The 20526-nt window shown below is 60.6% G+C and carries 24 protein-coding genes and 1 pseudogene; 11 read left to right on the top strand and 14 right to left on the bottom strand.

The window, feature by feature from the left end:
• Positions 1–92: 92 nt before the first annotated feature.
• Entirely contained in the window at positions 93–872 is a 780-nt protein-coding gene (locus tag AC4D2O_RS17340; RefSeq protein ID WP_490908604.1) for an SDR family NAD(P)-dependent oxidoreductase, read from the bottom strand.
• Between the two features lie 213 nt (positions 873–1085).
• Between AC4D2O_RS17340 and AC4D2O_RS17335 the strand changes: the two are divergent.
• A pseudogene (locus tag AC4D2O_RS17335) lies at positions 1086–1322 on the top strand (helix-turn-helix domain-containing protein); the annotation flags it as partial.
• Between the two features lie 78 nt (positions 1323–1400).
• Positions 1401–1970: an MmyB family transcriptional regulator gene (locus AC4D2O_RS17330; protein ID WP_490908644.1), complete on the top strand. Its 570-nt coding sequence runs from the start codon at positions 1401–1403 to the stop codon at positions 1968–1970.
• 532 nt (positions 1971–2502) lie between these two features.
• Here AC4D2O_RS17330 and AC4D2O_RS17325 read toward each other — a convergent pair.
• On the bottom strand, positions 2503–2880 hold the full coding sequence (locus AC4D2O_RS17325) for a MerR family transcriptional regulator (protein WP_490908603.1): 378 nt from the start codon (positions 2878–2880) through the stop codon (positions 2503–2505).
• A gap of 112 nt (positions 2881–2992) precedes the next feature.
• Between AC4D2O_RS17325 and AC4D2O_RS17320 the strand changes: the two genes are divergently transcribed.
• Positions 2993–3301, top strand: coding sequence for a putative quinol monooxygenase (locus AC4D2O_RS17320; RefSeq protein WP_490908602.1), 309 nt, complete (start codon positions 2993–2995; stop codon positions 3299–3301).
• A 235-nt stretch (positions 3302–3536) separates the two neighbouring features.
• Here AC4D2O_RS17320 and AC4D2O_RS17315 read toward each other — a convergent pair whose 3' ends face one another.
• Positions 3537–4127 (bottom strand): TetR/AcrR family transcriptional regulator, encoded by a 591-nt coding sequence (locus AC4D2O_RS17315; protein ID WP_490908601.1) that lies wholly within the window; start codon positions 4125–4127, stop codon positions 3537–3539.
• Positions 4128–4193: 66 nt separating this feature from the next.
• Between AC4D2O_RS17315 and AC4D2O_RS17310 the strand changes: the two genes are divergently transcribed.
• Both AC4D2O_RS17310 and AC4D2O_RS17305 read left to right on the top strand, forming a co-directional pair.
• Complete coding sequence (locus AC4D2O_RS17310) at positions 4194–5165, top strand: NADP-dependent oxidoreductase (RefSeq protein WP_490908600.1); 972 nt, start codon at positions 4194–4196, stop codon at positions 5163–5165.
• Positions 5166–5389: 224 nt separating this feature from the next.
• A complete protein-coding gene (locus AC4D2O_RS17305) occupies positions 5390–5761 on the top strand; it encodes a VOC family protein (RefSeq protein ID WP_490908599.1) in 372 nt (123 codons plus the stop codon).
• Positions 5762–6012: 251 nt separating this feature from the next.
• Here the strand turns inward: AC4D2O_RS17305 and AC4D2O_RS17300 are convergent, their stop codons facing one another.
• Entirely contained in the window at positions 6013–6879 is an 867-nt protein-coding gene (locus tag AC4D2O_RS17300) for an SDR family NAD(P)-dependent oxidoreductase (RefSeq protein ID WP_490908598.1), read from the bottom strand.
• 15 nt (positions 6880–6894) lie between these two features.
• Here AC4D2O_RS17300 and AC4D2O_RS17295 point away from each other — a divergent pair, with 15 nt between their 5' ends.
• The gene (locus tag AC4D2O_RS17295; protein WP_490908597.1) at positions 6895–7479 is read left to right on the top strand and encodes a TetR/AcrR family transcriptional regulator; all 585 of its coding nucleotides are present in this window, start codon (positions 6895–6897) and stop codon (positions 7477–7479) included.
• Between the two features lie 19 nt (positions 7480–7498).
• On the opposite strand, the gene AC4D2O_RS17290 is transcribed toward AC4D2O_RS17295, so the two are convergent.
• Positions 7499–8107, bottom strand: coding sequence for a TetR/AcrR family transcriptional regulator (locus tag AC4D2O_RS17290; protein WP_490908596.1), 609 nt, complete (start codon positions 8105–8107; stop codon positions 7499–7501).
• 80 nt (positions 8108–8187) lie between these two features.
• Here AC4D2O_RS17290 and AC4D2O_RS17285 point away from each other — a divergent pair, with 80 nt between their 5' ends.
• Positions 8188–9033 carry an SDR family oxidoreductase gene (locus AC4D2O_RS17285; RefSeq protein WP_490908595.1) on the top strand — a complete coding sequence of 282 codons (846 nt, stop codon included), beginning with the start codon at positions 8188–8190 and terminating at the stop codon, positions 9031–9033.
• A gap of 193 nt (positions 9034–9226) precedes the next feature.
• On the opposite strand, the gene AC4D2O_RS17280 is transcribed toward AC4D2O_RS17285, so the two are convergent.
• Genes AC4D2O_RS17280 through AC4D2O_RS17270 form a run of 3 tightly spaced genes read right to left on the bottom strand, consistent with a single transcriptional unit; the run spans position 9227 to position 9850 of the window.
• Positions 9227–9463 carry an SDR family oxidoreductase gene (locus AC4D2O_RS17280; RefSeq protein WP_490908643.1) on the bottom strand — a complete coding sequence of 79 codons (237 nt, stop codon included), beginning with the start codon at positions 9461–9463 and terminating at the stop codon, positions 9227–9229.
• Between the two features lie 15 nt (positions 9464–9478).
• Entirely contained in the window at positions 9479–9673 is a 195-nt protein-coding gene (locus AC4D2O_RS17275) for a hypothetical protein (protein ID WP_490908594.1), read from the bottom strand.
• 21 nt (positions 9674–9694) lie between these two features.
• Entirely contained in the window at positions 9695–9850 is a 156-nt protein-coding gene (locus AC4D2O_RS17270; RefSeq protein WP_490908593.1) for a hypothetical protein, read from the bottom strand.
• 116 nt (positions 9851–9966) lie between these two features.
• Here AC4D2O_RS17270 and AC4D2O_RS17265 point away from each other — a divergent pair, with 116 nt between their 5' ends.
• Positions 9967–10089 (top strand): ribosomal protein bL36, encoded by a 123-nt coding sequence (locus AC4D2O_RS17265; RefSeq protein ID WP_490908592.1) that lies wholly within the window; start codon positions 9967–9969, stop codon positions 10087–10089.
• Between the two features lie 130 nt (positions 10090–10219).
• Here the strand turns inward: AC4D2O_RS17265 and AC4D2O_RS17260 are convergent, their stop codons facing one another.
• Complete coding sequence (locus AC4D2O_RS17260; protein WP_490908591.1) at positions 10220–10747, bottom strand: CGNR zinc finger domain-containing protein; 528 nt, start codon at positions 10745–10747, stop codon at positions 10220–10222.
• 94 nt (positions 10748–10841) lie between these two features.
• Between AC4D2O_RS17260 and AC4D2O_RS17255 the strand changes: the two genes are divergently transcribed.
• Entirely contained in the window at positions 10842–11708 is an 867-nt protein-coding gene (locus AC4D2O_RS17255) for an alpha/beta fold hydrolase (RefSeq protein WP_490908590.1), read from the top strand.
• Positions 11709–11783: 75 nt separating this feature from the next.
• Positions 11784–12662, top strand: a complete 879-nt coding sequence (locus AC4D2O_RS17250; RefSeq protein WP_490908589.1) for a hypothetical protein — start codon at positions 11784–11786, stop codon at positions 12660–12662.
• 158 nt (positions 12663–12820) lie between these two features.
• Here AC4D2O_RS17250 and AC4D2O_RS17245 read toward each other — a convergent pair whose 3' ends face one another.
• The 5 genes from AC4D2O_RS17245 to AC4D2O_RS17225 all read right to left on the bottom strand — a co-directional run bounded on the left by AC4D2O_RS17245 (position 12821) and on the right by AC4D2O_RS17225 (position 18235).
• Positions 12821–13225 (bottom strand): DUF6968 family protein, encoded by a 405-nt coding sequence (locus AC4D2O_RS17245; protein ID WP_490908588.1) that lies wholly within the window; start codon positions 13223–13225, stop codon positions 12821–12823.
• Positions 13226–13376: 151 nt separating this feature from the next.
• Positions 13377–14372, bottom strand: coding sequence for a LacI family DNA-binding transcriptional regulator (locus AC4D2O_RS17240; RefSeq protein ID WP_490908586.1), 996 nt, complete (start codon positions 14370–14372; stop codon positions 13377–13379).
• 206 nt (positions 14373–14578) lie between these two features.
• A complete protein-coding gene (locus AC4D2O_RS17235; protein WP_490908585.1) occupies positions 14579–15967 on the bottom strand; it encodes an ABC transporter substrate-binding protein in 1389 nt (462 codons plus the stop codon).
• Positions 15968–16130: 163 nt separating this feature from the next.
• On the bottom strand, positions 16131–17057 hold the full coding sequence (locus tag AC4D2O_RS17230) for a carbohydrate ABC transporter permease (protein WP_490908584.1): 927 nt from the start codon (positions 17055–17057) through the stop codon (positions 16131–16133).
• Complete coding sequence (locus AC4D2O_RS17225) at positions 17057–18235, bottom strand: carbohydrate ABC transporter permease (protein ID WP_490908583.1); 1179 nt, start codon at positions 18233–18235, stop codon at positions 17057–17059. The genes AC4D2O_RS17230 and AC4D2O_RS17225 overlap by 1 nt, the downstream gene beginning before the upstream one ends.
• 124 nt (positions 18236–18359) lie before the next feature.
• Here AC4D2O_RS17225 and AC4D2O_RS17220 point away from each other — a divergent pair, with 124 nt between their 5' ends.
• Positions 18360–20426, top strand: coding sequence for a glycoside hydrolase family 2 protein (locus tag AC4D2O_RS17220; RefSeq protein WP_490908582.1), 2067 nt, complete (start codon positions 18360–18362; stop codon positions 20424–20426).
• The last annotated feature ends 100 nt before the right edge of the window (positions 20427–20526 follow it).

Here is a 20526-nt window from a genome sequence, read left to right as displayed (position 1 = left end):
GCGTGGCAAGACAGAGAGACAGAGCCGAGATGTTTGAGCGAACTGCTCTGCGCCGCTTCCCTCGATATCGCATCCGCTTTCGAGGTTCCAGGTTAGGGGTTGTAGCGGGTGGCCAGTTCGGGTGACTGCGCGCCGAACGCTATGAGGTCCGCGGTGAAGGCGTCTTGGAGCAGGTCGCCCTGCTCTACGCCGGGGGCGGTGACGGTCTCGCCGAGTTCAATTCCTCGGAAGCTGGCGGTGACGACGTCCGCGGCGCTCATGCGGGCAGTGGCCGAAAGATCCAAGCCCTGCCGTTCGTGGAACTCGGTCGCAACCACGCCGGGCAGCAGTGCCTGTACGGCGACGCCGTTTGGAGAGAGCTCCGCGCTAAGGGTCTGTGAGAGGGTGAGCGTGTAGGCGAGTGTCGATGCGTAGATTGCGCGCCGCAGCCCCACCTGTTCCAGACTCGCCGGGCCGCTGAAGGCAATCATCCCCGCAACATTGACGATCTGCCCAGTACCGCGCGAGACCATTCCCGGGGCGACGGCATGGGTCAGGAGGGTGGGGGCGAGCACTTTCACGCCAACAAGCTCCGAGGCTTGCTCCTGAGGCAGGTCAAGGAATGCCTTGTAGTGGGCGACGCCGGCGTTGTTGACGAGCAACGTGACTGGCTGGTCCCCAACAGCGTTGATGACCTCCCGAACTCCCTCGTATGTCGAGAGATCCGCAACGACGGTCCGCACTGTTACATCGGGGAACTCAGTGACAAGTTCCTTCAGGCGCTCCTGCCGGCGACCAACCGCAATCAGGTTCGTACCCTGGGTTGCCAGGCGACGGGCGTACTCCCGACCGATACCAGATGATGCTCCGGTAACAACAGCTAATCCACTCATAGCGGTCCTCCTTCTTCTAAAGCACTGGTTGTGCAGTTACCCGGTACCCAGACCACCCCGATGCTGGATCATCATCAACTAGACATTTGTTGCTCCGGTAGCTCCTGGCTGGGATCAATGGTGGGCGGGGTGGACGCGGTGTAGGTATGCCCCCTTGATAGTGGGGCCAGCAGGACCACGACCACGCCTGCAGGGAAGTTCTAGGCTTCAGGTATGACTTCCAGGGAGAACTTGCTCGGTGATTACCTGCGCGCTCAGCGCGGTCGGGTGCGCCCGGAACAGGTTGGACTGCCGGCGGGGAGCAATCGCCGCGTTCCCGGGTTGCGCCGCTCCGAAGTGGCGCTGTTGGCTGGGATTAGCTCTGACTACTACCTGCGCCTCGAGCAAGGCCGGGACCGACGACCCTCACAACAGATCCTCGAAGCTCTCGCGCAGGTATTCGGTCTGGGTCCAACAGGAACCGCGTACCTGCTTTCCGTCAACGACCAACCCATGACTCGGCCACGGAAACGGCCGAGACGCGAACCCGTGCCCGAGAGCATCAATCTGCTTCTGTCATTGATGAACCTGCCCGCGTTCGTGGAGGGCCGTTACTTCGACGTCCTCGCCACCAATCCCCTCGCCACCGCTATCTCACCGCGGCTCACCATAGGCCGGAACCGGCTGCGCGACGTGCTCCTCGACGCTGACGAGCAGGCCCTCTACCCGGACTGGGAGGACACAACAGCTCGCCTCGTCGCCGGCTTCCGACGATCCGTCGGACCCGACACAAACGATGCACGCTTCATCGACCTCGTCGGCGAGCTCTCCCTCGCAAGCAACCGATTCAGGACCCTCTGGGCGCAACAAGACGTCCAAGCACGGCAGAACTGGCCCATCATCATCGATCACCCCCTCGTCGGGGAGATGACCCTCAACCGCGAAAAACTCACCATCGGTGACACCGCCCACGCACTCGTTCTGGCTATATACCACCCCACCCCAGGATCCGACAACGCCGACAAACTAGCCCTCCTCGCCTCCTACGCCGCCTCCTGCGGGGACACAGACCAGCTTCCACGCCCCCACAATGAACGAATACACCCCCGAGCCGAATAGCCGTCACTAATGTCGGCTTCATTTATTCGGCGAAGCCCTCTACAGGCGATACCGGTTTCTACACCTGGTTCTCCTGCTAAAAGTGAATACCAACAGCGCAAACTGGTTAAGGCAAGATTAAGAAAGGTCATTGTCGCGGGATGGTTAGCGGACCCACCCATGTCGCTGATCCTCATCATCAGTGCAACTAGCACACGTTCCGCCCTTGAGGGCGGCAATCGTCTCCAAGCGGCTCGTACCTTCCCCTCCAGCAATAGCACCTTTGGAAGGTCGTCGCTAATACCATCCAAGCCCTGACTGCATGCAGGGCAAATCTGAACGCGTTCGCACCCTACACGAACCAAAATCGGCTCACTCGGTGTCTCGCCTTCAAGAAGCAGGAGCACTTGACCTAAGCGAAACCCTTACAGCTCTCAGCTGGATGACCCCTTGGAGACCAAGTGCTGAAAAAAGTGATGTCGACTCACCACCGAAATCCCCGGGGCAAGCATCCCGCTCGCTCCGTAACCTGGTCGGGCTGAAAATACACCAATCAGGCCGGAATTACGCCGGTAAGGGTGCAGTCATCGCGTGGGTGGAGTGCGGTGTCGATGACGTCGTCGAGTTTGAGAATTGTCGCCTCGAGCTGGAGGGCGCGTTCCTGTAACTGGGAGCGTTGCTGCCGGAGTTCTTCGATGAGCTCAGGTGTTGATGCGCCGGCTTCCATGCAGGGCAGGATCGCCCGGATCCTCGGGCTCGTGATCCCAGCTGCGTACAACTGCTGAATAAGCGCCACACGGGTCACGGCCGATTCGTCGTACACGCGCTGCCCGGCCGGTGAGCGCACGGACTGCAGCAAACCGTGCTCCTCGTAATAGCGCAGAGCACGCACGCTCACCCCGCACTGCTGCGCCACCTCACCAATTCGCATCGTCCCTGTCCGCCTCTTCGTTCTGTTTCTTCGCGCAGCCTCTTGCACCTCACGCCAACGTCAGGAGTTAGCGTACGACTACCTACCAAGCTCAACAGAAAGCACCACGACCATGACCGACAACACCGCCTCGCCCATCATGATCCTTGTTCAGGCCCACACGAGCCCGAAGAACAATCAAGCCGCTGTCGACCTCATCGCGAACTTCATCGAAGCGACACGGACCGAGGCAGGATGCCTGCAGTACGAGCTCCTGACGGACCTCGATGACCCGAACCACATCGTCCTGCTCGAGGAAGGGGCGACCGTCGAAGACTTGGTCGCGCATAACGCCACCGCAGGCTACGCCGAACTCATGACGGGTCTGATGCCGCTGCTCGAAGGCGAAGGATCAGGCATGCGCCTTACCCGGCGCGGATAACTACACACGAAAACCAACACGAGTTAGTCACAGTCACTGAGACCACTACGCAACCATGACAATTAGAGGGCGAGTGGCACGCCTCAGTCCATGTCAGAGCCAGAATCGCGTGTTAGAAGTTGTTTTGATGCTCGCCAGGACGGGCGTCGGTGCTTCACGAGCGGACTTACCGACTCTATAGCCCGTTACACCTTTCTCCGCGCGGCGTACCACTCGCCTCTTCCAAGGAGGGGAACTACGGAAGCATGGTGGTTGCGAGCTCACGCATGGCGGTTGCTGCATTGGACAGGGGTGTTGCGTCGCGTCTGGTACGGGCGAGAATCGTGGCACCCTCGAGCACTGCGACGACCGTATCAGCCAGCAGTTGGGCAGCCGCAGCCTCCATGCCTTCATCTCGGAAGGCGGTGATGAGAGTCCTGGTCCACCCGTGGAACGCGTCTGAGGCTACTGTGCGCAATCGCGGGTCGCTATCGGCGAGTTGCACGGAGGTTGCCGCCACGGCACAACCCTGCTGGAAGTCGCCCGTCTCAAGATCTTGTCCAACCTGGCGCAAAAGTGCCTCGAGGCGCTCGGGAAGGGACCTCGACCGATCTCCAAGGTGAGCCATGATGACCTCGTGGGTGTCCTGTGCGGCAAGAGCAACTGCCTCTGCAACCAACTGGTCTTTCCCGTCTGGGAAGTGAAAATAGAAGGAACCGCGCGGTGCTTGCGCAAGCTTCAGTAATTCGGCTGTGCCGCTGGCCGCCGGCCCCTTCAAACGAAGCAGGTCAACCGCAGCAGCAAGGAGTCGATCACGGCTCCCGGGACGATCACTAGGGGTACTCATATACAGATCAGTCTACCTCTGCTAGCTTGAACGAACTAGACAGATCGATCTACTTAGGAGTTCATCGTGAGCACACCGATTGCAAGATCAGCACGAGCACAGATCATCAACGCTTTTGGGTGCCCGGCAGAGCTCCAGGAGGGGCAGGTGAGTGTTCCGGCTCCGACAGCGGGCCAGGCCGTGGTGCGGGTGGTTGCCGCTGCTGTGAATCCAGTGGACCTCAGCACGCGGGCAGGAAAGAACATCTCCCAGGATGACGCCCGGTTCCCGATGGTCATCGGGTGGGACCTAGCCGGCATTATCGAGGCACTGGGTGACGGTGTGAGCGCCGTCGCCGTGGGTGACCGAGTCGCTGCGATGACCTTTCAGCCCCTCGATCAGAACGGCACCTACACGCAATACATCACTCTTGCTGCTGACCTGCTGGCCCCCGTACCTGAGGGGCTCTCGCTCGATCAGGCAGCGACTGTCCCGCTGGCCGGTCTGACTGCCAGTCAGATCATTGAATCGCTGAACCTGGTTGCCGGCTCAACTGTACTCGTGAACGGGCCGCTCGGGGCCGTGGGCAGGATCGTCGTGCAACTCGCAGCCCGCCAGGGGCTACTCGTCACAGCGGTCACCCGGGCCGAGGACGCCGATGTCGCGATGTCATTGGGCGCCACGGCGACTGTTCACCGCGGGGATTTCACGCTGGAGGTGCGTACCCAGAACCCCGAGGGTGTCGATGCTGCCGTGGACCTGGTCGGAGGAGCCACCGCGCACTCTACTATTGCGGCCGTGCGTGATGGAGGAAGCTATGTCACTGTTGTGCCGCCGTACATCGACCCGACAGGTCCTTTCGATGCTGCTCGAGGGATAGCAGTGACAGTCCTGACCGTACATCCCGACACTCTCGAGCTCACCCGCCTCCTGGAAGCCGCCGGAGACAATGAACTCGGCACACCCATTGAAGCCACTTATCCCCTTGAGCAGGCAGCACAGGCTCACGAACGCCAGCAAGCAGGAAAGCTCCGAGGCAAAATCATCCTCAATCCCTGACAGTAACCAGCCCCAGGGCGCTCGTTAGCTGCCCGGCCCCCCCGCAACAAGGAAGGACGATCTTGTCCAGAGCATCGAATCGTCGCCGTGTCCTGCGGGGAGGCCTGGCGGCCTTGGCGGCCGCGGCTCTAGCTGCCTGCGCCCCGCGATCCGCTACCACCAGTGGGACGCCCACCTCCGGTCCGACAAGCTCAGTGCCTGGTGGGACCCTGGGTCTGGGGATCGTGGGCATCATCGTCACGAACCTCGACGCCGCGATGACGTTCTACCGGTCGCTGGGGCTGCCCATCCGAGAGGACGTGAACTCCCACGAGGCGTTCCGGCTTCCTATGCCCAACGGAACGATCCTGTACTGGGAGACCGTCGACTACATCAGAGCATATTTCCCCGGTTACGAGCGTGGCGCGAACGACCGACGGGTCGTCCTGGAGTTCGGGTTCGCTTCCGCCGATGACGTCGACGCGATGTACGCCAAGCTCGTCGCAGACGGCGCCCAAGAAGTATCACCCCTAGTGACATGGGGAAACATGCGACACGGCATCGTCACCGACCCCGACAGCAACCAAATCTCCCTGAGGTACCCCCTCGTAAGCTGAACATGCCTTACAGGAGCCTCTAATCGGATTCATCACATGACCGGTGTAACACCTCCGGTAATGAACAGAGTCATCAAGGTTCTGCTGGTCCGTTCAGCTAACTCATCGAATAAATCTCAAGGTTGCTGACTCCACCACAGCCAGCATGGGTGCTTCTCCAGAAGCTGGCGAGGTCACTGATGGGCATTCGTCCTGCTCCGATTGGCACCGAGACTCTTGAGACCACTGCTCGCCTTCTTGCACGTAAATTACTACTGGCCTTCCCTCGGGGGTGCCGGTTTCTTGCGGCGTTCTGGGTCTGTGAGCCGGTTCATGGCTGTAGCTGTTGTCCGCCGGTTAAGGAGCTTCGTCAGGATTGCGCCTGTCTGGTTTCCTGCGCCGTCGATGACGCTTGGGCTTGGGTTGCGTCGTTCTAGATGCCGCAAAGCAGTGGCGACGACCTGAGAGGGTGTGCGCATGCGGGCGCCGGCGGTGGCATCGTCCGTACCGACAACAGTGTTGAACTCGGTACTGGTGGCTCCGGGTGAGAGCGCGAAGACAGTGATACCGGTGTTCCGGGTCTCAGCCCACAGTGCTTCAGTGAAGCTGAGAATGAAAGCTTTGGACGCCGCGTAGACGGCCATGCGTGGAACAGGTGTATATGCGGCCATGCTCGCAACGTTGATCAGGAAGCCGGTGCCGGACTGGATCAGGTCGGGAAGGAACACGGAGGTCAGAATCACGGGCGCGGCAACGTCGACGGCAATCTCATCGGACAGACTAGACAGCCTCTGCTCGGTGAAGGGCCCGAACGAACCGAATCCAGCGTTGTTGATCAGGCTCGTTACGGTCAGACCCCGCTCGAGGACAACCCGATGAAGATCGGGCCCAGCTGCGGGCGATGACAGATCTGCGGTAATCACCGAAACATCCACACCACGTCCTGCCCGAAGCTCCGCCGCGAGGCGATGCAGCCGATCTCCACGCCGCGCCACCAGCACCAGAGCAGACCCTCGCTCGGCAAGTGCATGCGCGAAAGCCTCCCCGATGCCTGAGCTTGCACCGGTAATGAGGACCGTCTGCTTCGTATAGTCAAAGTCTATAGCGACACTGTAGGCCGTTATGGCACTGCGTGTCACTTATATACTGTGTGCATGAAGCAAGCTTCCCTCCGGGAACGACAGCGGGCCGCGGTGCACGAGGAGATTACAAAGGTCGCACTGGAGTTGTTCTTGTCGCAGGGATTCGAGGCGACAACGATCGAGCACATTGTTACTGCAGCTGGTGTGTCCCGGCGATCCTTCTTCAGGTACTTCAGTGCGAAAGAGGATGTGGTGGTCGGCGATCTCGTGCACCGGGGTGAAGCAGTTGCCCGTGCTGTCGCGGACCGTCCCTCCCAGGAGGACCCGTGGGAGGCATTGAGAGCCGGCCTGCTCGCCGCCCAAGACACGCTGCAAACCTCGAGGGAAGTTGATCTCGCGTTGGGCCGGATGCTTTTCGGGACGCCGTCTCTTTACGCCCGTCACATCGAAAAGCGCCTCCGGTGGCAGGAGTTGCTCGTCCCACTGATTGCGCAACGACTTGATGACCGCCAGGGATCACTGGATTTGAAGGCCTCCGCCATCGTCGCGACCTCGCTGACCTGCCTCGATCTGGCCTCGAGAACCTGGGTCGACTCAGATGGAAACAGGGACCTCCACTCCCTCTATGACGAAGCGATCAATGCTGTCAGAGCCTGATCGTCGCGGCGCTTCTGCCCTAATCGTCGAGGGTGGCGAGGGAAATGACGGTGTCGAGTGCCCTCTGGAGGGCTTTAGTGTTTCGATGGACTTGAGCCAGGAGGAGCCCGCCTTGCAGGGTTGCCAGGAGAGTGGCCGCAAGTTCACCTGAATCGATGCCCGGGCGTAACCGGCCGGCATCGTCGAGGGCCTGTAGTTGTTCCCTGAGAATGTCCTCCCAGCGACTGAATCCCTCGGAGATCTTCCTTCGGGCATCCGGATCGGCTTCAGCGAGCTGCCCGGCCAGTGTTCCAAGGGGACAACCACCACGCCCCTGAGCTCGCTTGGCTTCAGCGACCATCAGATCCCGCCACGCGATAAGTCCCCCCGCCACTCCGTCGTCGCGCTGTTGCGTGTTGATCACAGCGTAGGACTGGTGGTCGATAACCGCCTGAATCAGCGCGTTCTTGTCGTCGAAGTAGTGATAGAGCTGCGAGCTGCTCACTCCCGCAGCCTCTTTGACGTCCTCGATCGTTGTCTGCGCGACGCCGCGCTGATGGAAGAGTTGTGCCGCCGCCTGGACGATCCTGCCTCGGCTGCGCTCTCCTTTCGCGCTCAAGGGCTTCCCTGTGGTGCTCGTCGATATCATCCCACCATCATAGTCATATTGGATTTGACAATCCATTCACCTGCGCTCACTCTGGATTATCTATTCCAATAGGAGGCGTGATGATTCTGGTGACTGGTGCAACGGGCACGGTAGGTTCTGAAGCGGTACGGCTGCTGCGACAGCGGGACGTAGGGGTTCGAGCGCTGGTACGGGACCGCGACAAAGGCCAAGCACTGGAGGAACTAGGCGCCGAAGTCGCCGTTGGGGACTTCAATGATGCGTGGTCCCTCGATGCAGCTTTGGAGGGTGTTGAATCGGTGGTTCTTGTCAGCCCTGCGGTTCCTGGCGAGGAGATCAATGTGATCACCAGCGCGGCTCGTGCCCAGGTCGCTCACGTCGTGAAGGTCACGAGCAAAGCATCTGCCGATTCTCCGATTGCACGGCGACGGGGCCAGTACGAGATTGAGGCGGCTCTGGCCGCGTCCGGTGTAACCCATACACTTCTTCGCTCCAATGCTTATATGCAGAACTTCCTCCGCATCGCTCCCGTGGTTGCGGACACCAGTAGCTTCGGGTCCTCCGCCGGAGCGGGACGGGTCGGACTCACTGATGCTCGTGATGTCGCCGATGTTGCGGCAACGGTCGCTGAGAACTATGCGCAGCATGCCGGTCAGACCTATTGGATAACAGGCCCAGCGCTGGTCTCCTACGCGGATGTCGCTGCAGCCCTGAGCGGCGCACTAAGACGAACGATCACCTACAGGCCGCTTACCTTTGAGCAGGACAAGGCCGGCATGATCGCAGCAGGTGTCCCCGCACAGACAGCTGAGATGAACGCCCAAGCCTTCAGCCTCATCTCCACCGGAGACGCCCAATGGCTCTCCGATGACGTCCCCCGCCTCCTCGGACGCCCAGCCCGCTCCTTCGACGACTTCATCACCGACCACCGCACCTCCTTCACCTAAACCCTTCACACAGGTTAGGATCTGCAAGATCGGCTCACAGTGCGGGCCACCCGCCAGTTTAATCAATTCCTGACTGCGCAGGGAGTACTGGGCGCACCTGTGGTGATTGCTGTGTGCCCGTGGAGATCGATGCCGTTGGGCATTTCGTCGGCGGTTGTGCGGGCTCCGAAGGAGGTAATGTCGCGTTCTGCGCTCATAGTGCTTGGCCTCCGTCGACGAAGAGGACCTGACCGGTCATGTAGCGGGAAGGGTCGGTGCCGAGGAAGAGTGCGACATCGGCGATGTCCTCGGGGGTGCCTGCTCGGGTCAGCGGGATCGTGGTGACGAATTGTTTCTCAGCGTCGGAGCCCATGAAGCCGCTTGTACGGGTTCCTTCTGTATCGATCAGGCCCGCTGCGATGGCATTGATCCGGAATCCTCGTGGTGCCAGTCCCAGGGCAAGGACTCATGTCATCGCAATAATCGCCATTATCGTGCCGATATGAAGGCTCGTGCCCGGGGAGGAGGATTCGATGACCACGCTGGTGGGGTTGATGATCGTGCCCTGCGTGAGGTCGTCCGGTCGGGCGTACTCGCGGCTGACGAGGATGTTGCCGAGGACGTTCGTGTCGTAATGGCGTCGGTACTCATCGACGATCACGTCGAGGATCGGCTCGAACTTTCAGATCCGCGCGTTGTTGACCTCCGTGGTGATGGTGCCGAATTTTTCCCTGACGTTCTCGAACAGGCGTGAGGCGTGCTCTTCCTGGGAGACGTTGGCCTGGAAAGCAGCCGCTCGCCCGCCAACGGAGACTATGTCGTCGGCACGCATGTTCATCACGAGTCCATCGCTGCGGGCCCGAGAAGTGGAGAAGCAGGCAGAGTGGGACAGACTCCCAGCCCCGCATTCGATACGACGCAACTGATTTTCAATCGGAAACACTAGGGAGCACCATGAAGAACCGCAACTCACTACGAGCCCTCAAAGCCATCCCGGGCGCTCAGATCGTTCGCCGGCGTGGCAGAACGTTCGTCATCAATAAGAAGAACCCGCGCATGAAAGCCCGACAGGGCTAGGAGCGAATAGCGTGGGGCAGAGGCAACGCCGACGCTGCTGCCCCGCAGAGCAACGCACCTTCCGAAGGCGTGCCCCTTCCCCATTCAACGTGTTCGTTTTGTCTACACTATTCTCACTGGCGTGCGGTTTTCAGTGACGGTCGGCAATCGTGTTTCGGTTGTGCTGGTAGTGCCGACGCGCCTTCATCCGATTGCCGCACACCGCCATGGAGCACCACTGGGCCCGGTTGCCATTGCTGCGATCGATGAGAAACAGGGAGCACTCCTTGTTGGCGCAGGGGCGCAGGCGCCGGCGAGTACCTGCGCCGATAAAATTCCAGGCAAGAACGCTTCGAACACCCAACAGGTCATCAGCTCGCGCATCCAACACCCACAGGAGCTCGCCCTCGGCGATTACTGGTTTCGAGGCGGCCGACTTCAGGAGCACCTGCAACTCGTCATCACCAACCACCTCACCGCGGGCTGCGCGCTGAAGGGTAGCCCGCACCGTAAGGATGTGCTGCCATTCCTCCCCTGAGCCTTGCCCTCCGCGCTCTTTCAACCAGACGCGTCCATGGCTCTCATCAGCCAGGAGATCGAGTCCTACGCCTGACACGGTCGGAGTCGTGTTCAGCAATTCCAGCAGAAGTTCCTCATCTGCCCTCGATACGTGATACACACCCCTCCTGCCTAACCGAATGAACATTGTTGACAGGTTAGCAGATCAGGCGCATGCTTCATCTAACCGGACCAACTATCAATAGAGGTTAGACATGAGCGTCCAGCACCGCACGGCGACTATAGACGGCCACAAACTGTTCTACCGGGAGGCGGGTGATCCTTCAGCGCTGGCCATCGTGCTACTCCACGGCTTCCCAACGAGCTCCTTCATGTTCCGCAATTTGATCCCGAGCCTCGCCCAGGACTTCCATGTCATCGCGCCGGACCATCTCGGGTTCGGCTTTTCCGACACTCCCCCCGCCAGCGAGTTCGACTACACCTTTGACGCCCTGGCACGCCTGACGAAGGGACTGTTGGAGCACATCGGCGTCAGCCGATACGCGCTGTATGTCCAGGATTACGGGGCTCCGATTGGATGGCGGCTCGCCACCGCCAACCCGTCGTCCGTCACGGCGATCGTGAGCCAGAACGGCAATGCTTACGAGGCAGGCTTCGTCGACAGCTTCTGGAAGGTGGTCACGGACTACCAGTCAGAGCAGAACCCGCGCACTGAGGAGGGCGTGAGGTTCGCTCTTACCCTCGAAGCCATCAAGTGGCAGTATCTCACCGGAGTGGACGACCCGACCCTGGTTGATCCGGACACCTGGACACACGACCTGGCACTGGTATCCCGTCCGGGAAACGACGAAATCCAGCTCAAGCTCTTCCGCGACTACGCCACCAATGTCACCATGTACCCGGACCTGCATCAGTACTTCAGGGACTCACAAGTACCTCTGCTCGCTATATGGGGTGAGGGTGATCAAATCTTCGGCCCCGACGGAGCGCGAGCATTCCTTACCGACCTGCCCGACGCAGAGGTCAGCCTCCTGCCCGGTGGGCATTTCCTACTCGAATCCGCAGGGGACGAGGTAGCGGCCGAGGTGCACGCTTTCCTCATCCAGCACGCCCGGTCCTGACCAATCCCCCCGGCTCCAATACTGACTGGTCAGGGCTGGTGACAGAGCTTGCCCGGCATCAAGTGAGGCTTAGTGATGAAGATCGATTTGCATCTCGAGACACCTCCAGTTGAAGTGGGCTTCCATTCCGGTGAACGTGCTGTTCAAGAGCGTGCAGGAGTTTCTCTTCTGGCGCGACGCCTTGAGGGCATGCTCGACCCCCATGGCATGTCCGCGGGCATGACAGCGTTTCTCGCCACACAGACATTCGCTGTGCTTACAGGGCGCGACTCATCAGGCCGGCTGTGGTCCTCGCCGCTCCACTCGAACGCGGGCTTCCTCGCCAGCGGACACAATGGGAAGACACTGCTGATCGATGCCACGATCCGCTCCGGGGACCCGCTGGAGCACATGAGTGCTGGACAGCACGTCGGGGTGCTTGTGATCGACCTGATGCGTCGTCGTCGGGTGCGGGTCAACGGTGTCCTTGCAGGGAAGAGTAGGACACGCCTGATGGTGGCCGTGTCTCAGGCTTTCGGCAATTGTCCGCAGTACATACACGCCCCAGACAGCATGCACGGGCCCTCCACGAAAATGCGCCCCGCCTATCATGGCTCGCACCTTACACAGCGTCATGCAACGTGGATCAGTGCGGCGTCGACCATGTTTCTTGGAACCACGCATCCGAGCCGAGGGGTCGATAGCTCACACCGCGGCGGGGATGCTGGTTTCATCGAGGTGCACGAACAACAGCTCATCTGGCCGGATTATCCCGGAAACAATATGTTCAATAGTCTCGGTAATTTGGCGGTTGATCCGACCGCTTCGGTCCTGTTATTTGACTTCGCAACCGGGGCTTCCCTGTATCTCTCGGGAACAGCGGTCGTGGAGTGGTTGCCCCGCCAGGGGAACGAATCGTTCCGAGTGGAGCGCGCCACCCGGTTCACTTCAAAAGCAGTCCGAGAGATTTCCTGATGTCATTAGGTAACCACCACGGCTCCCTATTGGCACAAGCACGCCTGTAGGGCGGCCAGCACGGATTACCTTAGTGACCGCCATCAGCGTGAATCCAGTTGGGGCGGAGAAGATCCACTCATCACCGCAACTCACCGCAACGCCTCCAGTGTGAAGAATCACTCTGGGTGCGGCCTATCGGACGGATGTTCTCTGCGCTCCGGCTGCTTAGATTGAGGGAATATCGGGTCGCTCGTCAAAAAGTTTTCTGCGCTGGCGGAGGATCCTGTTGTTGTCGGGAATCCGAGAACGGGGCCGCCGAGGAAGTTGATGTTTACGCCGCTTGCTGCCAGCCTGTCGCCGATTTGCGTCAGTGCCAGAAGAAGTGCCTGGATGGCATCGATCCCGAGGGCATATCCGTCTTGGGGGTCCTCGGTCAGTCCGTCGATGCGAAATGAGCATGACCAGTCCCAGGGCCGATCTTCCATGGGCTGCGGACGACCAACCCGGGCCACGATTTCAGCGTCGGGTCCTGACAAGGTGCGAGTGGCGATGACTTGGGACCTGTTGAATGGGTACTTCATCGTGGGTGTCTTCCGTGAGCACTGGTGGGTGGGGATGTGACTGCCTCGGCGAGCTGTCCACATCAGCGGAAACTGTCGAAAAGGATGGCAGGTTTTATAGCTGTCTTCATTCGACGTGAACGACTGGCGAGTTCCGAAGGATCTCGATCGATCAGGTGCTGTTCCGTACTGTGAGGTGGTAGTCGAGGAGTACTTCGGTGGTCGCGGTTTCTTCGCCTTCGAGGGCGGCGATCAACAGATCGACGGCGGTGGTGGCGATCGCTGCTTTGTTGGGTGTGATGGTGGTTAGGGTCGGGGTAGAGTAGGACGCTTCTTCAATGTCGTCCCACCCGAGGACGGCTATGTCGTCCGGTACATGGACGCCTCGGTCGGTGAGTGCTTTCATGAAGCCGAGCGCTAGTGAGTCGTTGAAGCAGAACACGGCGTCAACATCGACCGCGGCGTCGAGGAGTTCGTTGGCCATGTTGAAGCCTTCGGCCAGAGACCACGACTCCGTGTGAATAAGCAGATGGGGGTCGAGCCGGATGCCGTGGAGGGATAGGGCTTCCTTGTACCCTTCGAGTCTGCGTTGCCCGGGTCCCGCTGCCCGGTTAGGAGGCAGGACACCGACGGCTGCGATGCGTTGCCGGCCGGTCTGCAGTAGATAGTCGGTGGCAGTGCGGGCACCAGCGACGTTATCAATCGAGACATGGATAATGTCGCTCGCCGTCACGCTCTCGCCTAGCAGGATGGTGGGGAAGCCAAGCTGACGCGCCTCAAGATCGTGGGCTGTGATCGCCAACGGATTGATGATCAGCCCATCGACGAGCTTCGAGTGGTACCCGTCCAGCACGAGCAACTCACGATCGCGAGTTCCTCCGGTTTGGTCGATCAGCACCGTGAGGCCACGTTCAGCGGCTCGAATCTGAATAAGGTTGGCGAGTTGAGCGAAGTAAGGTGCGGCGATTTCCGGCAGTGCGAGGGCGAACAGTCCAGTGCGTCCACCGCGGAGCTGACGCGCGGCGGCACTGGGCCGGTACCCCAAGATGTCGATGGCGCGTTGCACCTTAGCCCGCGTGGCCGGGGTGACGTGCACATAATCGTTGACGACGTTCGACACTGTGCGCGGGGACACTCCTGCCAGCGCTGCAACATCCTTCAAGCTCACCGGCATCAGCGGAGATCCGCCTCCTGTCCCTTAACGTTTTGAAGTGTTTGTGGGTGTGTTCAATCATCGCTGACAACGGGAAGCTGCTGCACATGTGAGACACCTAGGAATAAGGTGCGGCAACTCTAGTACGAGCAGTGCCCACTACCCATCGCCGGCTGTCTGGGTAGTGGGCACTGGTTAGTAGTCGACCAGGCTTGAAGGGCTTAGTCGCCGAGGGAGGAGTTGATGTTGGACTGAGCTTCGCTGAGCGCGTCATCGACGGGAGCGTTCTGGAACCAGATTGATTCGACGGCCTGCACGCAAATCTTCTCAACTGCGGGCCAGTTCGAGATGTGCGGGAGCAGACCAGCGTTGGTGAGTCCGGTCTCGGCGTAGTTCTCACGCTGCGGTGCAGCCGTGTACTCAGCGCTTTCGACGACAGAGGTGCGCGACGGGATATGCCCTGTTCCAAGAGCCCAGGATGCGTCGTTGTCGTAGAGGAAGTTGATGAACTCCATCGATGCCCGGTACTGGGCGGGGTCTGCTTCCTGCTGGTTCGGGATGGCCCACATGTGCTGGTTGGACCACACCGCAGGCTTTTCGAACAGGGTCGGGAAGTCCGTTGCCTTGTACTCGAACGTCGCCTCGGTGTTGTAGCTGTCGACAACCCATGTGCCGTTGTAGAGCATGGCGGCATCTCCATTGAGGAAGCTCTGACTGGCAGCGTCATAGGTCTGGTCGTCGTCGGCGAAACCTTCTTCGAAGAGCGAGGTGACGAACTCGATCGCGGTCCGGGCTTCGGGGGTGTCGAGATTGGCCTGGGTGAGGTCATCACTCAAGACGCTACTGCCTTGCTGCATGATCAGGCTGTGCACCAGGTGCCAGCCGAGGTTGTCCCCAACCCGTGGGATGGCGATGAGGTTCTTCCCCGTTTTCTCCTTCATCGTGCGGGCCGCGTCCAAGAATTCGTCGGTCGACGTGGGCAACACGGGGGCGCCGGCGGCGTCGACGAGTCCGGCTTCCTTGAAAAGGTCGACGTTCACGTGGGCGAGGGCGGCGTGGACGTCGAAGGGGACCGCGTACACAGTGTCCTCGTACTTCATGGCTTCCTGCTCGACGGGTAACGCGTCCGTGAGGTCCGTTCCGGTCGTCTCGGCAGCGTCCTCGAGGGGCAGGAGCAGAGAGCGTTCTGCGTAGTCGACCAAGCTCGCTCCATGGATTGCCGCTACGTCGGGCGGCGTGGAACCGGCGATCGCGGTGTTGAGCTGATCGTAGTAGTTGTCCCACGCCGCGCCGCCGAGACGGTTGACTGTGATCCCGTACCCGTTCTCTGCATTGAACTTGTTGACCAGTGTGGTGATGGTCGGGCATTCGCCGACGACGCCGGTGAGGTCCGTGCTGTCTCCGACGACGTCGGAGCATTCGCCGAAGAAGTGCGAGAAATCGATCGTCGTGCCCTGCAGGTCTTCGTCGGGCACGGACGCGAGATCGGCTGCGGCTTCTTGTCCACTGGGTGCTGTGCTGGTTCCGCCGCCACAACCACTCAACAACAGGGCCGAAGCGAGCAGAGGCAGGATGACGGCCTTAGATGACCGTCGGTAATTGGTGTGCATTGGGGTACTCCTTGATGGGTGTCTTCACTGACAGGGTTTCGAAACAGGGGTGCTGACAGGTGGTCGGCAAGGGGAAAGCGTGTGTAGTGGTTCTACGTCCGCCCTTGTGGTCGCGCCTGAGCATCGGTGCATCGGTGCATCAGCGCGTCTGGGTGTTCGTGTGCTATTTCTCGCCGCTGCCGAGTGTGATGCCGCGGATGAGTTGTCGCTGGAAGAGCAGGAACACGATGATCAGCGGCAGGCTTCCGACGAGGCCTCGTGCCATGAGTGTGCCGAGGTCTGTGGCTGCGGCGAAGTTGGATTGTAGGGACGCCAGTCCTGTGGTGACGGTGAACCATTCGGACCGAGTGGAGGCAACAAGTGGCCAGAGGTAGTCGTTCCAGGTCAGGACGAAGGTGAAGATCGCCAGCGATGCCATGGCCGGTCGGGCCAGGGGTAGCATGACGGCGAAGAACACTCGCCAGCGTCCGGCTCCGTCGATGCGGGCTGCTTCCTCGAGTTCCACCGGCACCTTGCTAAAGAATTGGGTCATCAGGAACACGCCCAAGGGGGCGGCGAGGCGGGGCAAGATCAAGGCAGAGTAGCTGTTTTGCAGATCCGCGCCGGAGATCATGAGGAACAACGGGACAAACATTGCTTCCTTGGGGACCATAAGGCCCGCCAAGACGATGATGAACAGGATGCGCCGGCCAGGGAAGTCGATGCGGGCGAACGCGTAACCGGCCATGGCGCAGAAGATGACGGTAATCACGGTGGTCGTGATGCTGACTACGGCGCTGTTGAGGAACCAGCGGCCGAGCTCGCCCGCGCCAAGGGCGGTGATGAAGTTCTCGAAGGTGATTTGCGACGGGAAGAGGTTCGAGGAGCTTCGCTGGAGGACGTCATTGGGTGTCAGTGCCATGGAGATCATCCAGAGCACGGGGATGAACCATGTGAAGGCGGCCACGATCATCAGCGTGTGGTAGCGGATGTTACCGCGCTTCCCGGCCTGGTTTTGCGGCTGCCGTGACGGGATTTCGCCGCCCTGGCGTTTCAGCCGGCCGAGCTTGCTCTGAGGTGTTGTGGTGCTCTGCGATGTCGCGTGAGCCATCATGAGTCCTTTGAAATGAGACGGAATTGGACGGCGGCGACGGCGGCCATGACCACGAAGAGGAACACCGACAGAGCGGCGGCATAGCCGAGCTCGTAGTTCTTGAAGCCGGCCTCATAGACGTGCTGGATGAGCACTTCTGTGGCCGTGCCGGGGCCGCCTCGCGTCATGATGTACACCTGGCCGAAGATCTGGAACGACGCGATGAGCTGGGTGATGGTTACCAGGACGGTGACGTGGGAGAGCCCGGGCAGAGTGATGTGCCGGAACTTCTGCCAGTAGCCGGCGCCGTCCAGGGACGCGGCCTCATAGTAGGCAGGTTCGATGTCCTGCAGGCCGGCGGCGAAGAGCACCATGTTGAAGCCGACACTCCACCAGATACTGGTGGCAATAATCGCTGGCATCGCCAGGGAAGGGTCGGAGAGGAACGCGATGCCGTCCAAGCCGAACCAGCCAAGGAATCCTGCGATCAGCCCTCGATCTGGATTGAGAAGGTAGCTCCAGATCAGGGTGACGGCCGAGATCGGCAGGACATACGGAAGGAAAAACACGGCACGGTAGGCACTGCGTCCACGCCGTGCGTTGTTTAGCAGTAGAGCCAGTACCAGGCCGAGAGCGATGAGAATGGGGGTGGAAACGAGGGTGAAGATCAAGGTGTTCTTCAGGGAGTTCCAGAACCCGGAATCATTCCACGCTCCGCCGGGCCCGGGATGGAATCCGAGCAGAGCGGCGATGAGCAGACCAACAATGACGGTGATGATCGCGGGGACCTTTGAGGTGCTCTGCTGCAAAAGTGTACGGGCGATCAGCGCCGTGACAACGAGCACGATGATGCGGGTCAGCCAGGCATGCGTGAGGTTCCAGACGATGCCGGTTCCCCACAGCATCCGCGTGTAGTTGTCGATACCGATGAAGCGTCGGATGGGGCTGAGCAGATCCCAGTTGTACCCGCTCATGTAGAGGGCCTGACCGACCGGTGCGAGAAGGAAGATCCCATACACCACAAGGAACGGTGCCAGGAACAACGCGGCGTCGATGCTTGCCCTGCGCCGTCGCCTCTTGCCCACACGATTGCGACCGTGGCCGGTATCACTTGCTGGCGTTGACGAGGTCAGGGTGCTGACGCTGGTATCTCGGTCTGTCGGGGGCCCTGTGGGCTCGACTTGATTTGCAGTCATCGTTGACTTCCTTTTCCACGTAGCAAAGAGGGCGACCCCGCTAGCTTGGAAGCTAGAGAGGGCAAAGTCAAGACTTTTTCTTGCCACGTTGCAAAGTAGTCACTTGACGAGCATCATGTGAGCTATGACAACTTTCCAGCATGATGTCGAGCTGACACCTGCACCGCCGCAGGCGTCCGGGCAGGACGGTTCCTACCCGCGCCCGCAACTCATGCGAACCCAATGGCTGGACCTCTCCGGCACCTGGGACTTCGCATACGATGACGACAACGTCGGCCTCGATGAACAGTGGGCCATTAACGGAGACTTCGCCTCGTCCATCACTGTCCCCTACCCGCCGGAAGCAACCCTGTCCGGCATTGGAGACAAGAGCTACCACCCGGTGATCTGGTACCGGAAGACTGTCCGTGGGGGGGACCTTGAGACACTGCGCACTGCAGAGACCGACCGGTTTGTTGTCAACTTCGGAGCGGTCGATTATCGCGCTGATGTATGGGTGAACGGCCATCATCTAGGTGATCATGAGGGCGGACACACCCCGTTCAACGTGCAGGTGCCACACACGATCCTCCCGGACAGCAGTCAAACCAACAGTCGTCAGAGTGTCGACAGCAGTGGCGATGTGGTGATCGTGGTGCGCGCCGAGGACGATCCGCATGACGTGGGACAACCGCGGGGTAAGCAGGACTGGCAGTCGGACCCACACGGAATCTGGTACCACCGGACCACCGGTATCTGGCAGCCCGTCTGGGTCGAAGCCGTACCGCGCGTGCACGTGACGGCACTGCAATGGACGAGCGATGTGCCGGCTGGCACGGTGACCCTCGAGCTCGGGCTCAGCGAGCGACCACGGACAGCCGTCCAAGTCGACGTCGACCTGACCCACGACGGCGAACTATTAGCCAGTACACGCTTCACTACGACCGAACCCCGCAGCAGCGTCGTGATCACCATCTCCAAGCAAGCCAACGGGCAAGGCTACGAGGCGTTGCTCTGGTCCCCCGACCACCCACGACTCATCGACGCGTCGATCAGCCTTCGGATTCTTCCGCAGCGAAACAACGCCGGTGGTACCGAGGCACCCACCCGACCCCATGCGGTAGCCGGCGTGAACTTCGATGGTCACCCAGGAGATCGCGTGTCGTCCTACCTTGGATTGCGGAGCGTGTCCTGGTTGAAAGGGCACTTCATGCTCAACGACCGACCCTGTTATCTGCGCGCGGTCCTCGCCCAGGGCTACTGGCCCGAGTCCCATCTCGCTGCCCCCACCGCCCCGGCCCTGCAAGCCGAGGCACGCCTGGCCAAGGAGATGGGTTTCAACACAGTACGCCTCCATCAGAAAGTGGAGGATCCGCGGTTCCTTTTCTGGGCCGACAAGATCGGCCTCATGGTCTGGGGAGAAAACGCCAGCAACTTCGAGTTCTCAAACACCGCAGTCACACGCCTGATGCATGAATGGACCGAGACCATCGAGCGCGACCGCTCCCACCCCTCGATCATCGCGTGGGTACCGTTGAATGAGAGCTGGGGTGTGCAACACCTCTCCCACGACCCCGCACAACTGGACTACATGCGCGGCCTCTACCACCTGACCAAGGCACTGGATAGGACCCGCCCCGTCATCAGCAACGACGGATGGGAACACGCCGACTCCGACATCTGGACCATCCACGACTACTCACCCTCCGGACCAGAACTCGCAGCCTTCTACGCCGACGGGCCAGCCGTCGACGCAATCATGCAAGGGGTCGGACCTCTCGGACGACGAATGAAGCTCACCAACTCCCAGAACACGGGCCAGCCCGTCATCGTGTCCGAATTCGGGGGCATCAGTTACGCTGCGTCTTCCCCGGACACCAGCTGGGGCTACGTCACCGTCACCGCAGCCACCGACTACGAACACGCGTTGCGCGAACAGTTCCAGGCACTGCAGACAAGCCCTGTCCTGGCTGGGTTCTGCTACACCCAACTCACAGACACCCTGCAGGAAGCCAACGGGCTCGCCAACGAGAACCGCATACCGAAACTCCCCCTGGACGTCATTCGCTCCATCGTTCTCGGCGAGGACGTCGACGTCAGCTCACACCGGCGACCCAAGAGCCCCGTCGAACAACCCACCGCAGCCCTGTCAGACAGCGCTGCCCAGCACCAAGCGCTCACCCAAGGACAGGAAATCCCTACCCTGCGCTGACCCCCCCCCCGTGTAGGAGTGGCCATCCTGGATACCGCCGAGCATGAGCGGGGGCTCTCCGCGGCATCCAGGCACTTGTCATTCCCCTCCCCCACCCGCC

The organism is Arthrobacter sp. TJ-238 (assembly GCF_058269215.1).
Note: the sequence above shows the minus strand (reverse complement) of the source record. Positions and strands in the feature narration are given on the sequence as shown.